The organism is Microbacterium sp. SCN 71-21 (assembly GCF_001725695.1).
GTDB classification, from domain to species: Bacteria; Actinomycetota; Actinomycetes; order Actinomycetales; family Microbacteriaceae; genus Microbacterium; species Microbacterium ginsengisoli.
This window is the reverse complement of the sequence record NZ_MEGA01000053.1, coordinates 2,124-17,414: the sequence shown is the minus strand read 5'-3', so window position 1 is coordinate 17,414 and position 15,291 is coordinate 2,124. Positions and strand designations below refer to the sequence as shown.

Sequence of the window (15,291 nt, the reverse complement as noted above, 5' to 3'; positions counted from 1 at the left end):
GAGTAACTCGCGCGCTGAACACCAATGCCGAACGCCCTGATCCATCAGCATCGACGCATCGGTAGGCACAACGTCCGGTAAGTGAACCGCGTTTAGCAACACGGCCTAGCCCTCGTCGCCGCCGCAGCGCGTGCATCTTGCGGACCACGTAGACGCCGTAGTTCTCCGCATGCAGCCGCACGATCTCCGGGATCAACAGCTCGTCCCGAAGCTGCCGGGCGGACGCGGGCCGCGCTTTCGCAGCCCGGTATCCGCGGGCGGTGAGGAACCCCACCTCGGCGTGCCGCATCACACGGCAGACGAGCTCGACCAGGAAACGACTACGCATCCTGTCAACGAACGCGATCATCTCGACGAGCGGCGGCCGAGCTCGGTCGCGAAGAACACGCTCGCTGACCGGAGGATCTCGTTCGCCCCCTCCAACTCGGCGATCTACTTCTTCAACCGTTTGATCTCCGCTTGGGCCTCGCTCGAGGTCCCCGGCTGACGGCCCTCGTCGACGTCGAGGCGCTTCTTCCACAATCGCAGCGTCTCGGGATTGACCCGGAGGTTGGCGGCGAGGTGCGTGATCGCGGCGTGATCGGTCTTGTGATCGGGGCGAGCCTCGCTCAGCATCCGCAGCGCACGCTGACGGAACTCGTCCGGATACGGTCCTGGCATAACTCCATCCTCCAAAAGGAAAGGACGGAACGAAACGCAGGGAGAATCATTCACCAGATCGGCCCCAGTTTTGGCCGGGGCCGATCTGCGTTGTGGGGTGCGGCCTCACACTGTGCTCGCGGGCGCCGCGAGTGCGTCGACCGCGAGCAGTGCCAGGTCGGCCGACGCGCGCAGCTGCCGTCTCGAGACGCCCGCGGTGGCGTGCACGGCATGCCCCTCGGTGACGACCATGAGGTAGCGGGCGAGAGCCGCGGCATCCGTCCCTGCGACGAAGTCGCCTTCAGCGACCGCGCGAGCGAGGCGCTCGGCCAGTCGTCGCTCGCCCGCCAGGCGGCTCCGCCCGAGGAAGGCGGGCACGGTCTCGTTGCCATCGGCGCTGGCGAGTCCGCCCTGGATGGTGAGGCATCCCGCGGGCCGATCGGAGCGCGTCACGGCATCGATGTTGTCGAGAAGTAGGGCACGCGCGACGGCGGGGCCGGTCGGCTGGTCGAGCGCGCGCTCGGCGTAGGTCATGTCGGTCTGCGCATAGCGGGCGATGACCCGTTGGAAGAGCTCTTCCTTGCTGCCGAACGCCCCGTACAGGCTCGGCCGGTTGATACCCATGGCGGCGGTGAGATCGGTCAGGGATGCCCCGTCGTACCCGTGCACCCAGAACACCCGTGCGGCGGCGTCGAGTGCAGCATCGGGGTCGAAGGCGCGCGGTCGTCCGCGTTCTCTCGTCTCAGCCATGCCTGAATCATACCGTGCGGTACAAAAATTTGACATGCGATCCCCGCGCGCCTATCTTGCCTTTAGTACCGATCGGTACATAAAGAAGGAGAGGGACATGGAAGAGCTCGCGGGAAAGACCGCACTGGTCACCGGAGGGACGGCGGGCATCGGTCTCGCGGCCGTGCGTGCGTTCGTGGCGGAGGGAGCGCACGTGGTCGTGACCGGCCGTCGGGAGGCTGGCCTTGCCGCCGTGGCCGCGGAGTTCGGAGATGCGGTGACGACGGTCGCGGCCGACGTCGCCTCGCTCGATGACCTCGACCGCGTCGCCGAGGCGATCGCCGCGCGGGGCGCCGGCCTCGACGTGGTGTTCGCCAACGCGGGCGGCGGCGAGTTCGCGGCCCTCGAGGACATCACGTGGGAGCACGTCACCCAGACGTTCGGGGCGAACGTCGGCGGCGTCGTCTTCACCGTGCAGAAGGTGCTGCCGCTGCTGAACGCGGGAGCGTCGATCGTGCTGACCGGATCGAACATCGATGTGAAGGGCAGCCCGTCGTTCAGCATCTACGCCGCCTCCAAGGCGGCCGTGCGCTCGCTCGCACGCAGCTGGGCCGCAGAGCTCGTCGGCCGCGGCATCCGGGTCAACAGCGTCGCTCCGGGCCCGATCGAGACCCCCGGACTCGCCGGACTCGCGACCGATCCGGCGCAGTCCGACGCCCTGCTCTCTGGACTCGCCGCCGGGGTGCCGATGCAGCGCCTCGGCCGCCCGGAGGAGATCGCGCAGGCCGTACTGTTCTTGGCGAGTGCACGCAGCGCCTACATGACCGGCGCGGAACTGTACGTCGACGGCGGCGCGAGCCAGATCTGAGAGGGGCGAGCAATGTCGCATGCGATGGTGATGACCGCCTTCGGGGAGCCGGAGGTGCTGCAGTGGCGCCAGATGGCAGCGCCCGTGCCCGCGCCCGGCGAGGTGCTGCTGCGCGTGAGGGCGGCAGGCATCGGCCCGACCGACCTGCAGATCCGTCGCGGTCGTCTCGCCGCCGTCTTCCCGCAGGGCCCCGGGTCGGTGCTGGGGTTCGAAGCGGCAGGAGTCGTCGAGTCGGTCGGAGCGGGCGTCGCCGATGTCGCCGTCGGCGATGAGGTGGTCGCGCACCTGCCGCAGCAAGGCGGGTATGGCGAGCTCGTCGCCGCGCCGGTGTGGTTCCCGAAGCCCGCTTCGCTGTCGTGGGCGGATGCCGCGGCCCTGCCCGCGTCCGCGGAGGCCGCCGTCGGCACACTGCGCGAGGTCGGGGCTGAGGCGGGGGAGACTCTCGTGGTGCTCGGTGCGGCCGGATCGGTCGGGGCGCTCATCGTGCAGCTCGCGAGCGCGCGCGGAGTGCGCGTGATCGGTGCGGCGTCGGAGAGGGACGCCGACACCGTCGCCGCCTACGGCGGGGAGCCGGTCGTCTACGGCGATGGGGTCTTCGAGCGGATCGCCGTCACGGGTGTCCGCCGCATCGACGCGGTCATCGACGCGGCCGGCCGCGGCGGACTGGTCGAGGCCGTCGCCGCCACCGGCGACCCCTCGCGCGTGGTCACCCTCGTCGGGTCGGCGGAGGTCGCCCGCAGCAGCGCACGCCTGTCGCACCCGTCGCCCGATCGGGCACCCGATGCGCTCGCGATCACGGTGCCGCTGCTCGCCGCTGGAACGCTTCGCCTGAAGCCGCACCGCGAGTTCGCGCTCACCGACGCGGCCCGCGCGCACGCGCTGCTCGAGTCGGGAGACGTGCGGGAGAAGGTCGTGCTGCGGGCCTGATCGTTGCCGATGCGGCGGATCAGACCGGGGCGCCGACCTGACGGTCAGTCGGCCCGGTCGGGGCGGTGCGATAGGCCTCACGCCAGCGCTGCGCGCGCCGCTGCGGGCGGCGCGCGCATACGTCGCTATTGCGATGCAGACGGCAGGAGCTCCGATCTGCACCGGCTCCTGCCAGACGGCGGAGGGGGCGATGCTCAGGCCGATCGCGAGCATGAGCAACGCAACGAGTATGCCGTCACCCGCGGCCGCCCACAGATCCTGCTCCTGCAGTGTCCACATCGCCCACCATTCGCGCGCAGCTCTGGCCACGTCGACCCCCGTCTCCGTGCGCTCACGGTAGCGGGAGGATGCGGCATCCGTCTGTCGCCCGTGCGGGGGACGGGGTGGCGCGGGGAGCCCGCCGTGCCGGCCGGGCATCCCGCGAGACGCGGGTCAGTGCGAGGAACGGCGGCACGCTGATCTCGGACTGAGCGCGCCGCTCGCGCGCTCTCGCTATGCTCACGGCAACGTCGTGAGGGGGAACGATGATGACGGATGACTCGTCCGCCCGTCGCCGGATCCGCATCGGCTGGATCGGATCTCTCGTGTTCGCGCTCATGTGGGTGGCGCTCGGAACCTGGAGCCTCGCGACCGGCGGTGGGCTGATCGGAGGTGCGCAGCTGGCGCTCGGCGCGATCTGGCTGGTGCTGGCGGGGATTCGCGGGGGCGCGCTCAGCCGAGGGCGAGCACCCCGAGCACCGCACTGACCAGCGACAGCACCAGCGCCACGGCGGCGGGCGCCGGATTCTCGCCCCGGCGCACATGCACGACGGTCGCGCCGACCATGAGCACAGCGAGCGCTGCGGCGGCGACGGCCGCGATGAAGGGCAGGATGCCGGTGGCCAGCGGTGCGATCAATCCGACCGCGCCGACCACTTCGGCGACGCCGATGAGCACCACCTGGCCACGGGTGAACGACTCGACCCATGCGAGTCCGACCGTTCTCAGCTGATCCGGCGTGCGGATGATCTTCAGACCGCCGGTCGCGAGGAAGGCGAGCGCGAGCACCACGTTGACGATCCAGAGGGCGATGAGCACGCGGCATCCTTTCGTCGAGCGGGTGCGACGCCGCGTTCGGTGTCGTCACGCGGGTTTCGTCGCTGTCGCGAGAGTATCGCGCCGCGGATCGCCGCGCGCGGGATTACGAGCAGGTCTGCTTCGGCGTGACGGATCCGGGGCACAGGCGCAGGGTCACGGTCGAGTTCGTCTTGGTGCCGTCGGTGTGCAACAGCGTGAACGTGAACGGCTCGGAGGACCGTGAGCAGTCGTAGACGAAGCCCGTCGCGGTGCCCTGCGTCTGCGTCGCCAGCGACCACTCCTGGAAGGGTGCGGCGCTCGCATCGGTGGTGTTCACGCCGAACCAGAGCGTCGTGCCGGTCGCTTTCCACGCTGCCGTGAGCGGGAGGTTGGGCGTGCTCGAGCAGTCTCCGCCGCCGCTCTCGACGCCTACGGCCGCGTGACTGATCGACCCCGTCGACGGCGCGGTCGTCGTGGTGCCCGTTCCGCCTCCTCCGGACGATCCTGAAGTGCTCGATGTGTGCGCCGGTGTCGGGGTGGCCGAGGCGGGCGGCGACGAAGGCGCCGACGGTGTCGGAGTCGGCGTCGACACGGATGTCGCGGCGGCGCCCGCGACCTGCGCACCGCCCATGAGTAGCACGGTGACGAGCACCGATGCGGTGGCGATGAGCAGCGCGGCCAGCACGGCGATGATCGCGATCAGTCCTCGGCGCGATCGTTGTGGCGGCGCAGGCGGAGTCGGCGGGAGCGGTGCGGTGGGGCCTGCCGGATCCGACATGTGCGGAACGCCCTTCGACGCGAGGCGGGAGTTGTGGCCGCCAGTCTAGGGATCGGTCGAGGCGCGCGACAGGGGGAATCGAGCATTGCGCCGGAAGGTTCGAGCATCCAGCCGACGCAGAGGTACGGCATAGTGAGCTCTCAGGTTCTGTCATACTCGCGGCATGACCTCCGTGCCGCCGCCCGAGAGCCCCACTCCTCCGAACGACGGCGAGGAGGCGCCTCCGACGGGAGCACCGGCTGCGGACCCGCCCGCTCCGGTCACCTCGCCCGCGTCCGACGCCGGTGAGAGCGGCGTCGCTCCTTCCATCGAAGCGCCGGACGCGACGTCCCCGGCAGGACCCTCGCTGCCGCCTCCGCCGGCCTATCCCGCGCCGCCCCGGGCGTCGTCCGGCCCCCGCGCCGGCGGCCTCGCGATCGCGGCGCTCGTGGTCGGCATCGCGGCGTTCGTCCTCGGGCTGGCTCCCGGGCTCGGCATCCTGAGCGGCGGGACTGCGGTCGTGCTGGGAATCGTGGCGCTCGTGAAGGGCGCCCGGAAGGGCTTCCCGGTCACGGGCATCATCCTCGGCGCTCTCGGCGTGCTGGCCTCGATCGCAACGACGATCGCCCTGATCGTCGGGCTGTCCCTGCTGCCGACGATCGTCGAGAGGTCGGCCTCGGCGAGCCCGCAGACTCTCCCCTCAGCCACCCCGCGGGACGAGGCATCCGTCGTACCCGGCGCGGGCGCGGTGCCGACCGGATTCGACGACGTCGACGCGGCCGTCCTCGCCGACATCGTCGCAGACCCCGACGGTCACGTCGGCGAGAAGGTCGTGGTCTACGGGTTCGTCAGCCAGTTCGACGAGGCGACCGGGCCGTGCCTCGCGCTTCTCGGCGTCGGCGCAGCGCAGTCGACGTCGAGCTGGGACTACCCGCACGACGTCATCGGCGGCGGCGGTGACGGCATCACGTGCCCGACGCTCGAGGGTGTCCTCGAAGGCGACCATCTGAAGCTGTGGGTGACGGTCGCCGGCAGCTACACCTATGGTGCGGTCTCGGGTGAGGACGTCAGCGCTCCCGCGTTCGACATCGCGCACGTCGAGCTGCTCGAGCCGCTCACGTCCTGAACGAGCGGATGCCGCGGCATCCGCTCTGCCTCACAGCACCAGCAGCGAGCTGGTGGCGGTGGCGAGCACGGTGCCGGCGGCGTCGGTGATCGCGCCCTCGGTGAAGATGACGCGTCGGCCGGGCTTCACGACCCGTCCCGTCGCGAGCAGTGGACCTGTCGCCAGGGTGATCGGGCGCAGGTACGACACGGTGATGTCGATCGACGTGTAGCCCTGGCCGGCGTCGAGGGTGGTGTGGCCGGCGCAGCCGCACACGGTGTCGAGCAGCGTGCACGCGAGCCCGCCGTGCACGGTGCCGATCGGGTTGTAGTGCTCGCCGCCCGGCTCGCACACGAACACCACGCGTCCGGGCTCGACCTCGGTCAGGCGGAAGTTCATCGTCTGCGCGATCGGGGGCGGGGGGAGGTGTCCGTCGCGCAGGGCCAGCATCGCGTCGAGTCCGCTCATCGCGGCGACACCGTCGCGCACGGCGATCGGGTCCGTCCACGTGAGGGTGCGGGTGTGCTCGGTCATGCTGCTCCTCTGCATCGAGGTGGTCGGGTCACACCCTACTCGTGAAACTCAGTCTCACGTACTATGGTTCTCGATGTCACTCGCGACTCCGCGTCGCGCGCGCCGCCCGCCCAACGAGGGGAACCCCATGGCCGCCCAGTCCTCGCCGTACACCCCGCCCGTCGCCGAGTACGGATTCCTCTATCGCGAGGTGTTCGGCGGCGACGTCGTCGCCCGCGCGACGGGTGGCGCCCTCAGCGCCGACGACGCCGTCGACGTGCTCGAGGCCGCCGGCGACTTCGCCGCCGAGGTCATCGCCCCCCTCAACGCCATCGGCGACGCCGAAGGCACCGTCGTCGTCGACGGCGACGCCCGCACCGCCCCCGGTTTCAAGGAGGCCTACGCCGCGCTGGTGGAGGCCGGGTGGGTGGCCGCCGAGGCGCCCGAGTCGGCCGGCGGCGAGGGCCTCCCCGCCGTCGTGCAGGCCGGGCTCGGGGAGATCTGGAACGCCGCCAACCCGGCGCTCGCCCTGTGCTGGATGCTCACCCACGGTCAGATCCACGCGCTCGACGCCTATGCGGGCGACGAGGTGCGCGAGACCTACCTGTCCCGGCTCGTCGAGGGGAGCTGGACCGGCACCATGAACCTCACCGAACCGCAGGCCGGCACCGACCTCGGCGCGATCCGCACGACCGCAACCCCGAACGGCGACGGCAGCTGGTCGATCACCGGCCAGAAGATCTTCATCACCTGGGGAGACCACGACGTCGCCGAGAACATCGTGCACCTCGTGCTCGCCCGCACCCCTGACGCTCCCGCGGGCGCCAAGGGCCTCTCCCTGTTCGTCGCCCCGAAGTTCCTCGTCGAGCCCGACGGGTCGCTCGGCGCACGCAATGCCGTGACGACCGTGTCGGTCGAGCACAAGCTCGGCATCCACGGCAGCCCGACCTGCGTGCTCGCCTACGACGGCGCGACCGGCTACCTGGTCGGCGAGGTCGGCGGCGGACTCGCCGGCATGTTCGTCATGATGAACTCCGCCCGCCTCGGCATGGGACACCAGGGCATCGGCCTTGCAGAGCGCGCCTACCAGCAGGCCTCCGCCTACGCCACAGCCCGTCTGCAGGGGCCCGTGCCCGGTCGCCCCGACGGCACCGCCATCGCCGAGCACCCCGACGTGCGTCGACTGCTGCTGTCGATGTCGAGCAGCATCAGCGCGATGCGAGCGCTCGCCGTCTACGTCGGCGACCTGTTCGACCGCGCGGACGACGCCGACAACCGTCAGCTCGCCGAGTACTTCGTGCCCATCCTCAAGGGGTGGGCGAGCGAGGAGGCCGTGCGCATCGCCTCCGACGGCATCCAGGTGCATGGCGGCATGGGCTTCATCGAGGAGACCGGCGCGGCCCAGCACTACCGCGACGCCCGCATCATCCCGATCTACGAGGGCACCACCGCGATCCAGTCCAACGACCTCGTCGGGCGCAAGACGGTGCGCAACCAGGGCGAGACCGCGCGCCGCATGTTCGACCTCGCGCGCGCCGCGGTCGCGACGCTGGCGGGCTCCGACGAGCCGGTCGCGCGCCGCACGGCCGAGCGCCTCGAGCGTGCCGTCGCCGCCGCCGACCGTGCGACCGCTGCCGTGGTCGGCTTCGGCGCCAGCCCCCGCGACGCCCACGCCGTGAGCGTCGACTACCTGTGGCTGCTCGCGCTCGTCGCCGGCGGGTGGATGCACGCGCTGATCGTCGCCGCGACCCTCGCACACGACGGACGCGACGCCGACGACGAACGCCGGCTCACCGAGGCCGACTTCTTCGGGGCGCACCAGCTCGCGCACGCGCACGCGCTCGCCGAGTCGGTGGCCGCCGGCGAGATCGGGTGAGGCGCGGCATCCGCCCCTGACTCAGTGCGCGGCGCGCACCGCGACGATCGCGTCCCACAGGGCGTCGGCCGTCTCGCGCTTCGAGCCGCTCGTGCGTCCGACGATGTCGCCCGCGGCGTCGACGAAGAAGAGACTGTTCTCGGATGCCTCGAACCCGGCCTCCCAGCCGACCTCGTTGACGGCGAGCAGGTCGACGCCCTTGCGCTCGCGCTTGCGGCGGGCATGGTCGACGAGCGCGTCGCCGGTGGCGGTCTCGGCGGCGAATCCGACGACGGTCTGCCCGGCCCGCCGGTCACGGGCCAGTCCCGCCAGGATGTCGGGGTTCTGCACCAGCTCGAGCGTCAGCGTCTCGCCGGCGGCCTCCTTCGTGACCTTGCCGTCCGCGATCTGCGGCACCCGGTAGTCGGCGACGGCCGCCGCCATGACGACGACGTCGGCTGTCGCCGCGGCATCCGTCGTCGCGGTCAGCAGCTCTGCCGCGGTGCCGGCGTGCGACACGGCGATGCCGGGCACGGATGCCGCGGCCCCCACGCCCTCGTCGACGTGCGCGAGGATCAGGTGGACCTGCGCGCCGCGCGCCGCCGCCGCGAGCGCGACGGCGACACCCTGCTTCCCGCTGGAACGGTTGCCGATGAAGCGCACCGGGTCGATCGGCTCGCGGGTTCCGCCCGCGGTCACGGTGACCCGCAGACCCTCGAGGTCACGGGGGCGCACGGCGGCGAGCGCGATCCGAAGGATCTCATCGGGCTCGAGCATGCGTCCGGGTCCGGAGTCGCCCCCGGTCAGCTCGCCCTCGGCCGGACCGGCGATCACGACACCGCGGGAGCGCAGCGTCGCGACGTTCGCGACGGTCGACGGATGCCGCCACATCTCGGTGTGCATCGCGGGGGCGACCACCACGGGCGCCGTGGTGGCGAGCAGCGTCGTGCCGAGCAGATCGTCGGCGATACCCGCCGCCATGCGGGCCAGGGTGTTGGCGGTGGCCGGAGCGATCACGACCAGGTCGGCGGACTGCCCGAGCGCCACATGGCGCACCGTCGCGACGTCGTCGTGCACCGACGTCGTCACGGGGTGACGGCTGAGCGCCTCCCAGGTCGGAGCGCCGACGAAGCGCAGCCCATCCGCGGTAGGAATGACGTGCACCTCGTGGCCGTTCTTCACCAGCGTGCGCACCAGCGTCGCCGACTTGTACGCGGCGATCCCGCCGGTGACCCCTACGACGACGAACACGCCCCGATTCTCGCACGACCCGCGGGCACGGCAGCCCGCTGCAGGAGGACCCCATGTGCACCGTGATCGTTCGAGTGCCCGACGACCCGCGGCATCCGACCCGCGTGCTCGCCGTGCGCGACGAGGATCCCAAGCGCGAGTGGAACCCGCTCGGCGACTGGTGGCCCGAGGCGCATCCGGGGGTGATCGGCGTGCGCGACGTCCGCGCGGGGGGCGCGTGGCTCGCTGCCGCGCCTGACCGCGGACTGCTGGCCGTGCTGCTCAACCGGGCGGAGGGGCACGATCTTCCCGAGAGCGCCGTGGTCTCCCGCGGAGCCCTGCCGCTCGCCGCCGTCGAGGGCGAGGCCGTGCCCGCCGCCCCCCGGACGCGCGGGTTCAACCTGCTCACCGTGGGGGCCGCGGCATCCGTCGTCACCCGGTGGGACGGCACCGCTGTGCACGAGACCGTGCTCGGGCCGGGCACCCACATGGTCGCCCACGACGACGTCGACGACCCCGCCACCGGACGCATCGCCGCCTGGCTTCCCGCGTTCGCTGCCGCACCCCTCTCGGCGACCGGCGACCGCGCCTGGTGGGAGGACTGGTTCGACGTGCTCGCGGCGTCGACGGGCGACGGGGCTTCGAGCGACGCGGCGATCGTGCGGGACAACCGCTACCTGGGCATCCCGACCCAGTCGCTGCTCGTGTGCGTCGCCGAGGTGACCACCGACGCCGTCGACGTGCGCTACGCCGAACTTCCCGCGCCCGGCGTGTGGGCGCACGTGCACCCGGCCTGAGAGGATGCGCTCATGATCATCGCCGCCCTCGTGTTCGCCGCGCTCGCCGCGCTCGTGCACGTCTACATCTTCGTGCTCGAATCGCTGCGCTGGACCGAGCCGGCCACGCGCCGCATCTTCGGCCTGCGCAGCGCCGAGGAGGCCGAGCTCACCAGGTCGCTCGCGTTCAACCAGGGCTTCTACAACCTGTTCCTCGCCCTCGCGACCGCGATCGGCATCGTGCTCGTCGCGACCGGGTCGCTCACGATCGGCGCGACCCTCGTGCTCGTGGGCACCGGGTCGATGCTCGCCGCGGCCCTCGTGCTCGTGCTCTCGAGCCCGAAGCTCGCCCGCTCTGCCGCGATCCAGGGCACGTTCCCGCTCATCGCCGTCGTGCTGACGGCGCTCGCGCTGATCTGAGCGCGCCGCCGCCGGCTACTTCCGACGTCGGCCGGTCGTCAGCCGTTCAGCGTGATCAGCGCGACGCCACGTCGCCGGCGTGCAGGTGCTCGTCGACGAGCATGATGCCGCCCGACGAGTTCGCCGAACTCGCCAGCTCCTCGATCCACTCCCGGCTCAGGAGAGCGGGCTCGGGGTCGAGGAACGTGAACCGCAGCGGGATCGACGGGTGCAGCCAGATGGTGCTGCGACCGACCGGCTCGCCCTCGGGGTGCCGCCACGACAGCGTGAAGCTCTCGCCGCGACGCAGCTTCGTCGCGATGACCACCTTGAGGTGTGCGAGGGCGCGGTCCTCGATGTGGATCGGCGTCTCAGAACCGCCGTAGTAGATCGTGCCCATGCGCCCACCATAATCCCCGCGCGCCGATCCCGCGCCTCTCGGATGCCCCGCGCGGTGCGGGAGCGGCCCGCACGGCGTCGTCGATCTGCTCCGGCTCTGCGCTTCCTATGCGTTGCCCGAGGAACCCGCATTCTTGGCGAATTCTTGCGCCCGCGCGGTCACCATCGAGCCATGACCACCTACGCCACCGAACGGTCCGTCCGCAGGCAGGACGCCGCCACCGACGCGCTGCTCGGCTCGCGACGGTCGCCGCGACTCGTCTGGAACCTCGCCGCCACCGCCATCGTGTGGGGGACGAGCCTCGTCATCCTCGCGCTGTGGATCCACGGTGGCGGCATCCAGGCGGTCATCGGCCTCGATGCGGAGACGTACTCCACGCTCGGCCGACTCACCGGACTCATCTCGGCCAACCTGCTCCTCTATCAGGTGCTCCTGATGGCGCGCGTGCCGATCTTCGAGCGCGGCTGGGGCCGCGACGGCCTCGTGCGGGCGCACCGCCTGACCGGCTTCTGGTCGTTCTGGCTGATGCTGGCCCACATCGCGCTGCTCAGCATCGGCTACGCCGTCAACGCGCACGTGAATCCCCTCGTGCAGCTGTGGGACTTCGTGTGGAACTACCCCGGAATGATGCTCGCGACAGCGGGCACCGGGCTGCTCATCCTCGTCGTGGTCACCTCGATCCGGAAGGCGCGCAAGAAGCTGCGCTACGAGTCCTGGCACCTCATCCACCTGTACGCCTACCTCGGCGTGGGGCTGGCCATCCCGCACATGCTCTGGACCGGGTCGGACTTCATCGGGCAGCCGCTGGTGAGTGCCTACTGGTGGACCCTGTGGGCGATCGCCGCCGCCGCGGTGCTGATCTTCCGCCTCCTCGTCCCGTTGAGCCGCTCGATGCGGCACGACCTGCGGGTCGTCGCCGTCGAGGCTGACGGCTCCAACGGCGTCACCGTGCGCATGCGCGGCCGCGACATCCACAAGCTCGGCGCGCAGGCGGGCCAGTTCTTCAACTGGCGCTTCCTGGACGGCCCCGGCTGGACCCGCTCCCACCCCTTCTCGCTCTCGACCGCACCGCGCGGCGACGAGCTCACGGTGACGGCCCGCATCGTCGGCGACGGCACCTCCCGCATGACGCGGCTGCGCAAGGGCACGAAGGTCATGTTCGAGGGGCCGTACGGGGCGATGACCGGCGACGCGCGGCGCCGCTCGAAGATGCTCATGCTCGGTGCCGGTGCCGGAGTCGCGCCGCTGGTCGCGCTCCTCGAGTCGGAGCGCTACGCGCCCGGCGAGGCCATCCTCGTCACCCGCGACCACGACCCCGCGCACGGGCTGCGCCGGCCGCAGATCGCGCGCCTCGTCGCGAAGCGCGGCCTGCGCCACTACACGCTGGACGGGCACCGCTCGCACGGCGACTCCACCTGGATCCCGGCGACCCACGCGTCGTGGGCGGGAGAGGACCTGCTGCGCTACATCGCCCCCGACATCGAGGAGTACGACATCTTCCTGTGCGGGCCGGGCCACTGGATGGACAGCATCCGCGACGACCTGCTCGACACGGGCATCCTCCCCTCTCAGATCCACAGCGAGAACTTCTCGATCTGAGCGGATGCCGCGGCATCCTCTCGTCCCTCACCATCTACGGAGCGCACACCATGAAGAAGATCGTCTGGGCGATCCTCGTGACCGTCAGCGGCGTCGTGCTGCTGTTCAGCTACCGCACGTCCCTCGGGGCGGGAACGACCGTCGCGTCCTCGACGACCGGGTTCTCGGGGAGCATCGGCGGCTCGACGGGAAGCGGCACGAGCTCGAGCACCACGAGCGGATCAGCCGCTGCTGCGACGCCGTCGGCGAGCGCGACGGCGTCCGCGTCGACCGGTAGCAGCTCGTCGTCCTCCTCGAGCGGGACGTCGACCTCGACCGGCCTCAAGAACGGCACCTTCACCGGGTCGGCCGCCTCGACGCGCTTCGGCGACGTGCAGGTCGCCATCACGGTGTCGGGCGGGAAGATCACCAACGTCGCCGTGCCGCAGTACCCGAACAACAACGGCCGTGACGTCGAGATCGCGAACTACTCGCTCCCGCAGCTGATCAGCGAGACCCTGTCTGCGCAGAGCGCGAACATCGACATGGTCTCGGGCGCGACCTACACGAGCGAGGGCTACCTGCAGTCGCTGCAGAGCGCGATCGACCAGGCGAAGTGATGAGCGCCGAGCTGCACCGCACCGTGCGCGTGGCCGATGTCATGGGCATGGTGATCAGCGTGCACGTGCTCACGCACGCCCCCACGGTCTCGGGCGTCGACGATGCGATCGCCGACGCGTTCGCCGAGCTGCGCGACATCGACCGCGTGTTCTCGACCTATCGTTCCGACTCGGATGTCTCCCGCCTCCGCCGCGGCGAGCTGACCCTCGCCGACGCCGACGCTCGCGTGGGAGAGGTCGCCCGCGCGTGCGAGGAGGCGGAGGCAGTCACCCGCGGACTGTTCAGCGCCCGCTTCGGCGGAGCGTTCGACCCGACGGGGTATGTCAAGGGCTGGGCGGTGGAGAGCGTCGCCCGGGGGCATCTCGGAGCACTGTTAGAGAACGCCGATGTCGCCGCCTGGGCCATCAACGCCGGCGGTGACATGCAGGTCGCGACGGCCGCGGGTCTCGATCGAGACTGGCGGGTCGGCATCGCCGACCCGGCGCGGCCCGGACAGCTGGCCGCCGTCGTCGAACTGCGCGACGGTGCCGTCGCGACGTCGGGCACGGCCGAGCGGGGGGCGCACATCCTCGATCCGCGCACGGGTCGCGCGGCGCTCGGCGCGACCAGCTCGACGGTGGTCGCCGACAGTCTCGCCGTCGCCGACGTCTGGGCGACGGTCGGCGTGGTCGCCGGCATCGACGACCTCGGCTGGATCCGCGAGTGCCCGGGACGCAGCGGCATGGTGATCGGCGCCGGAGGGCGCACCCGGCGCTGGGTGTCGGGGGTGGAGGTCGCCGCCGCGGCAGGCGATCCGTTTCGCGTGAGCGCGTAAGCGTACGCCCGGCGGGTCGCCGGACGCGTCAGCGCGCGAGCGGCAGGTCGATGAGGAACGTGGTGCCGGCGGCATCCGTCTGCTCGACGACCACAGACCCGCCGTGGCGCACGGCGACGTCGCGCACGAGGGAGAGCCCGAGGCCGAAGCCACGCCGGCGACCGGTCTCGCCCAGTCGCGCGAAGCGCTCGAAGATGCGCTCGCGGTCTTCGGGCCGGATACCTGACCCCTCGTCGGTCACCCGGATGTGCACCCGATCCCGCACGATGCGTGAGGAGACCGTGACGGTCGATCGTCCCGGAGTGTGCTGGATGGCGTTGTCGACGAGGGCGACGCACATGCGCGTGAGGCTGGTCGCCGGGAGGGCGACGGATGCCGCCTCGGCCACGTCGATCGCGAGCGTGACCTCGCGATCGTCGGCGAGCGGCCGCAGCGAGTCGAGTGTCGCGGCGATGACCTCGCCCACCTCCGCCCGCGCCGACGGATCGCGCGCGTCGGCCTCCGCGGCGACGAGCAGGTCGGTGAGCACATCGTCCATCGCGGCGGCATTGCGCCGCAGGTCCGAGAGGGTGGAGTCGATCTCCTCCCCGCGGCGGTGACGTCGCTCGACCAGCTGGATACGGCTCGTGAGCGCGGTGAGGGGGGTGCGCAGCTCGTGGCTCGCATCCGAGACGAAGTGGCGCTGCAGCCGCATCGCCTCGGCGAGTGGACGGGTGGCGCGCCGCGCCGCGTACCAGGCGATGAGCCCGAGCACGGCGACGCCCACGAGCGAGAGCGCGATGACGATCGGCACGGTGCGGTCGACGTCGACCACGATGTGGTCGTACGCGCGGATGCCGCCGGGAACCGAGGGTGAGCCGGTCACGCCGGGGTCGGGGCTGACCACGTCGGCGCGCGTTTCGGGCCGTCCGGTCGCCAGAAGGAGCCACACGAGGATGCCCGCACCGCCGAGCAGCACGAGGGCGGAGGCGATGCCGACGGTCAGCCCGATGCGCCGCGCGGCACGCCGCAGGCGCTCGGAGTC

At 71.5% G+C, this 15,291-nt stretch carries 17 protein-coding genes and 1 pseudogene; 9 read left to right on the top strand and 9 right to left on the bottom strand.

What is annotated here, in order from left to right; genetic code table 11:
- From ABT08_RS09015 to ABT08_RS09005, 3 genes and pseudogenes are all read right to left on the bottom strand, one after another.
- Window positions 1–349: pseudogene (locus ABT08_RS09015) on the bottom strand (hypothetical protein); the annotation flags it as partial.
- 83 nt (window positions 350–432) lie between these two features.
- Window positions 433–660 (bottom strand): transposase, encoded by a 228-nt coding sequence (locus ABT08_RS09010; protein ID WP_048809100.1) that lies wholly within the window; start codon window positions 658–660, stop codon window positions 433–435.
- A gap of 105 nt (window positions 661–765) precedes the next feature.
- Entirely contained in the window at window positions 766–1,389 is a 624-nt protein-coding gene (locus ABT08_RS09005) for a TetR/AcrR family transcriptional regulator (protein WP_288114742.1), read from the bottom strand.
- A 97-nt stretch (window positions 1,390–1,486) separates the two neighbouring features.
- On the opposite strand from ABT08_RS09005, the gene ABT08_RS09000 reads away from it, so the two are divergent.
- Complete coding sequence (locus ABT08_RS09000) at window positions 1,487–2,236, top strand: SDR family oxidoreductase (protein WP_056208183.1); 750 nt, start codon at window positions 1,487–1,489, stop codon at window positions 2,234–2,236.
- Between the two features lie 12 nt (window positions 2,237–2,248).
- Entirely contained in the window at window positions 2,249–3,163 is a 915-nt protein-coding gene (locus tag ABT08_RS08995) for an NADP-dependent oxidoreductase (protein WP_056208186.1), read from the top strand.
- Between the two features lie 711 nt (window positions 3,164–3,874).
- On the opposite strand, the gene ABT08_RS08990 is transcribed toward ABT08_RS08995, so the two are convergent.
- Together ABT08_RS08990 and ABT08_RS08985 are read right to left on the bottom strand one after the other, a co-directional pair.
- Window positions 3,875–4,240, bottom strand: coding sequence for a DoxX family protein (locus ABT08_RS08990; RefSeq protein WP_045247384.1), 366 nt, complete (start codon window positions 4,238–4,240; stop codon window positions 3,875–3,877).
- 103 nt (window positions 4,241–4,343) lie between these two features.
- A complete protein-coding gene (locus tag ABT08_RS08985) occupies window positions 4,344–4,997 on the bottom strand; it encodes a hypothetical protein (protein ID WP_156454713.1) in 654 nt (217 codons plus the stop codon).
- A 163-nt stretch (window positions 4,998–5,160) separates the two neighbouring features.
- Between ABT08_RS08985 and ABT08_RS08980 the strand changes: the two genes are divergently transcribed.
- Window positions 5,161–6,102, top strand: coding sequence for a DUF4190 domain-containing protein (locus tag ABT08_RS08980; protein WP_288114740.1), 942 nt, complete (start codon window positions 5,161–5,163; stop codon window positions 6,100–6,102).
- Window positions 6,103–6,132: 30 nt separating this feature from the next.
- Here the strand turns inward: ABT08_RS08980 and ABT08_RS08975 are convergent, their stop codons facing one another.
- A complete protein-coding gene (locus tag ABT08_RS08975) occupies window positions 6,133–6,615 on the bottom strand; it encodes a PaaI family thioesterase (RefSeq protein WP_048809104.1) in 483 nt (160 codons plus the stop codon).
- Window positions 6,616–6,742: 127 nt separating this feature from the next.
- Here ABT08_RS08975 and ABT08_RS08970 point away from each other — a divergent pair, with 127 nt between their 5' ends.
- Window positions 6,743–8,470: an acyl-CoA dehydrogenase family protein gene (locus tag ABT08_RS08970; RefSeq protein ID WP_288114739.1), complete on the top strand. Its 1,728-nt coding sequence runs from the start codon at window positions 6,743–6,745 to the stop codon at window positions 8,468–8,470.
- Window positions 8,471–8,491: 21 nt separating this feature from the next.
- Here the strand turns inward: ABT08_RS08970 and coaBC are convergent, their stop codons facing one another.
- Entirely contained in the window at window positions 8,492–9,700 is a 1,209-nt protein-coding gene (coaBC, locus tag ABT08_RS08965; protein ID WP_288114738.1) for a bifunctional phosphopantothenoylcysteine decarboxylase/phosphopantothenate--cysteine ligase CoaBC, read from the bottom strand.
- Between the two features lie 53 nt (window positions 9,701–9,753).
- Between coaBC and ABT08_RS08960 the strand changes: the two genes are divergently transcribed.
- Together ABT08_RS08960 and ABT08_RS08955 are read left to right on the top strand one after the other, a co-directional pair.
- The gene (locus ABT08_RS08960; protein ID WP_056208208.1) at window positions 9,754–10,476 is read left to right on the top strand and encodes an NRDE family protein; all 723 of its coding nucleotides are present in this window, start codon (window positions 9,754–9,756) and stop codon (window positions 10,474–10,476) included.
- 12 nt (window positions 10,477–10,488) lie between these two features.
- On the top strand, window positions 10,489–10,875 hold the full coding sequence (locus ABT08_RS08955) for a DUF1304 domain-containing protein (RefSeq protein WP_056208211.1): 387 nt from the start codon (window positions 10,489–10,491) through the stop codon (window positions 10,873–10,875).
- Between the two features lie 55 nt (window positions 10,876–10,930).
- Here ABT08_RS08955 and ABT08_RS08950 read toward each other — a convergent pair whose 3' ends face one another.
- Window positions 10,931–11,254 (bottom strand): DUF7882 family protein, encoded by a 324-nt coding sequence (locus ABT08_RS08950; protein ID WP_045247391.1) that lies wholly within the window; start codon window positions 11,252–11,254, stop codon window positions 10,931–10,933.
- A gap of 171 nt (window positions 11,255–11,425) precedes the next feature.
- Here ABT08_RS08950 and ABT08_RS08945 point away from each other — a divergent pair, with 171 nt between their 5' ends.
- Genes ABT08_RS08945 through ABT08_RS08935 form a run of 3 tightly spaced genes read left to right on the top strand, consistent with a single transcriptional unit; the run spans window position 11,426 to window position 14,267 of the window.
- Window positions 11,426–12,853 carry a ferredoxin reductase family protein gene (locus ABT08_RS08945; RefSeq protein ID WP_288114735.1) on the top strand — a complete coding sequence of 476 codons (1,428 nt, stop codon included), beginning with the start codon at window positions 11,426–11,428 and terminating at the stop codon, window positions 12,851–12,853.
- A 50-nt stretch (window positions 12,854–12,903) separates the two neighbouring features.
- Entirely contained in the window at window positions 12,904–13,452 is a 549-nt protein-coding gene (locus ABT08_RS08940) for an FMN-binding protein (RefSeq protein WP_056208216.1), read from the top strand.
- On the top strand, window positions 13,452–14,267 hold the full coding sequence (locus ABT08_RS08935) for an FAD:protein FMN transferase (RefSeq protein WP_288114733.1): 816 nt from the start codon (window positions 13,452–13,454) through the stop codon (window positions 14,265–14,267). Before ABT08_RS08940 ends, ABT08_RS08935 begins: the two co-directional genes overlap by 1 nt.
- A gap of 28 nt (window positions 14,268–14,295) precedes the next feature.
- Here ABT08_RS08935 and ABT08_RS08930 read toward each other — a convergent pair.
- Window positions 14,296–15,291 (bottom strand): sensor histidine kinase (locus ABT08_RS08930; protein ID WP_353743286.1); only part of this gene is annotated, 996 nt, incomplete at its 5' end.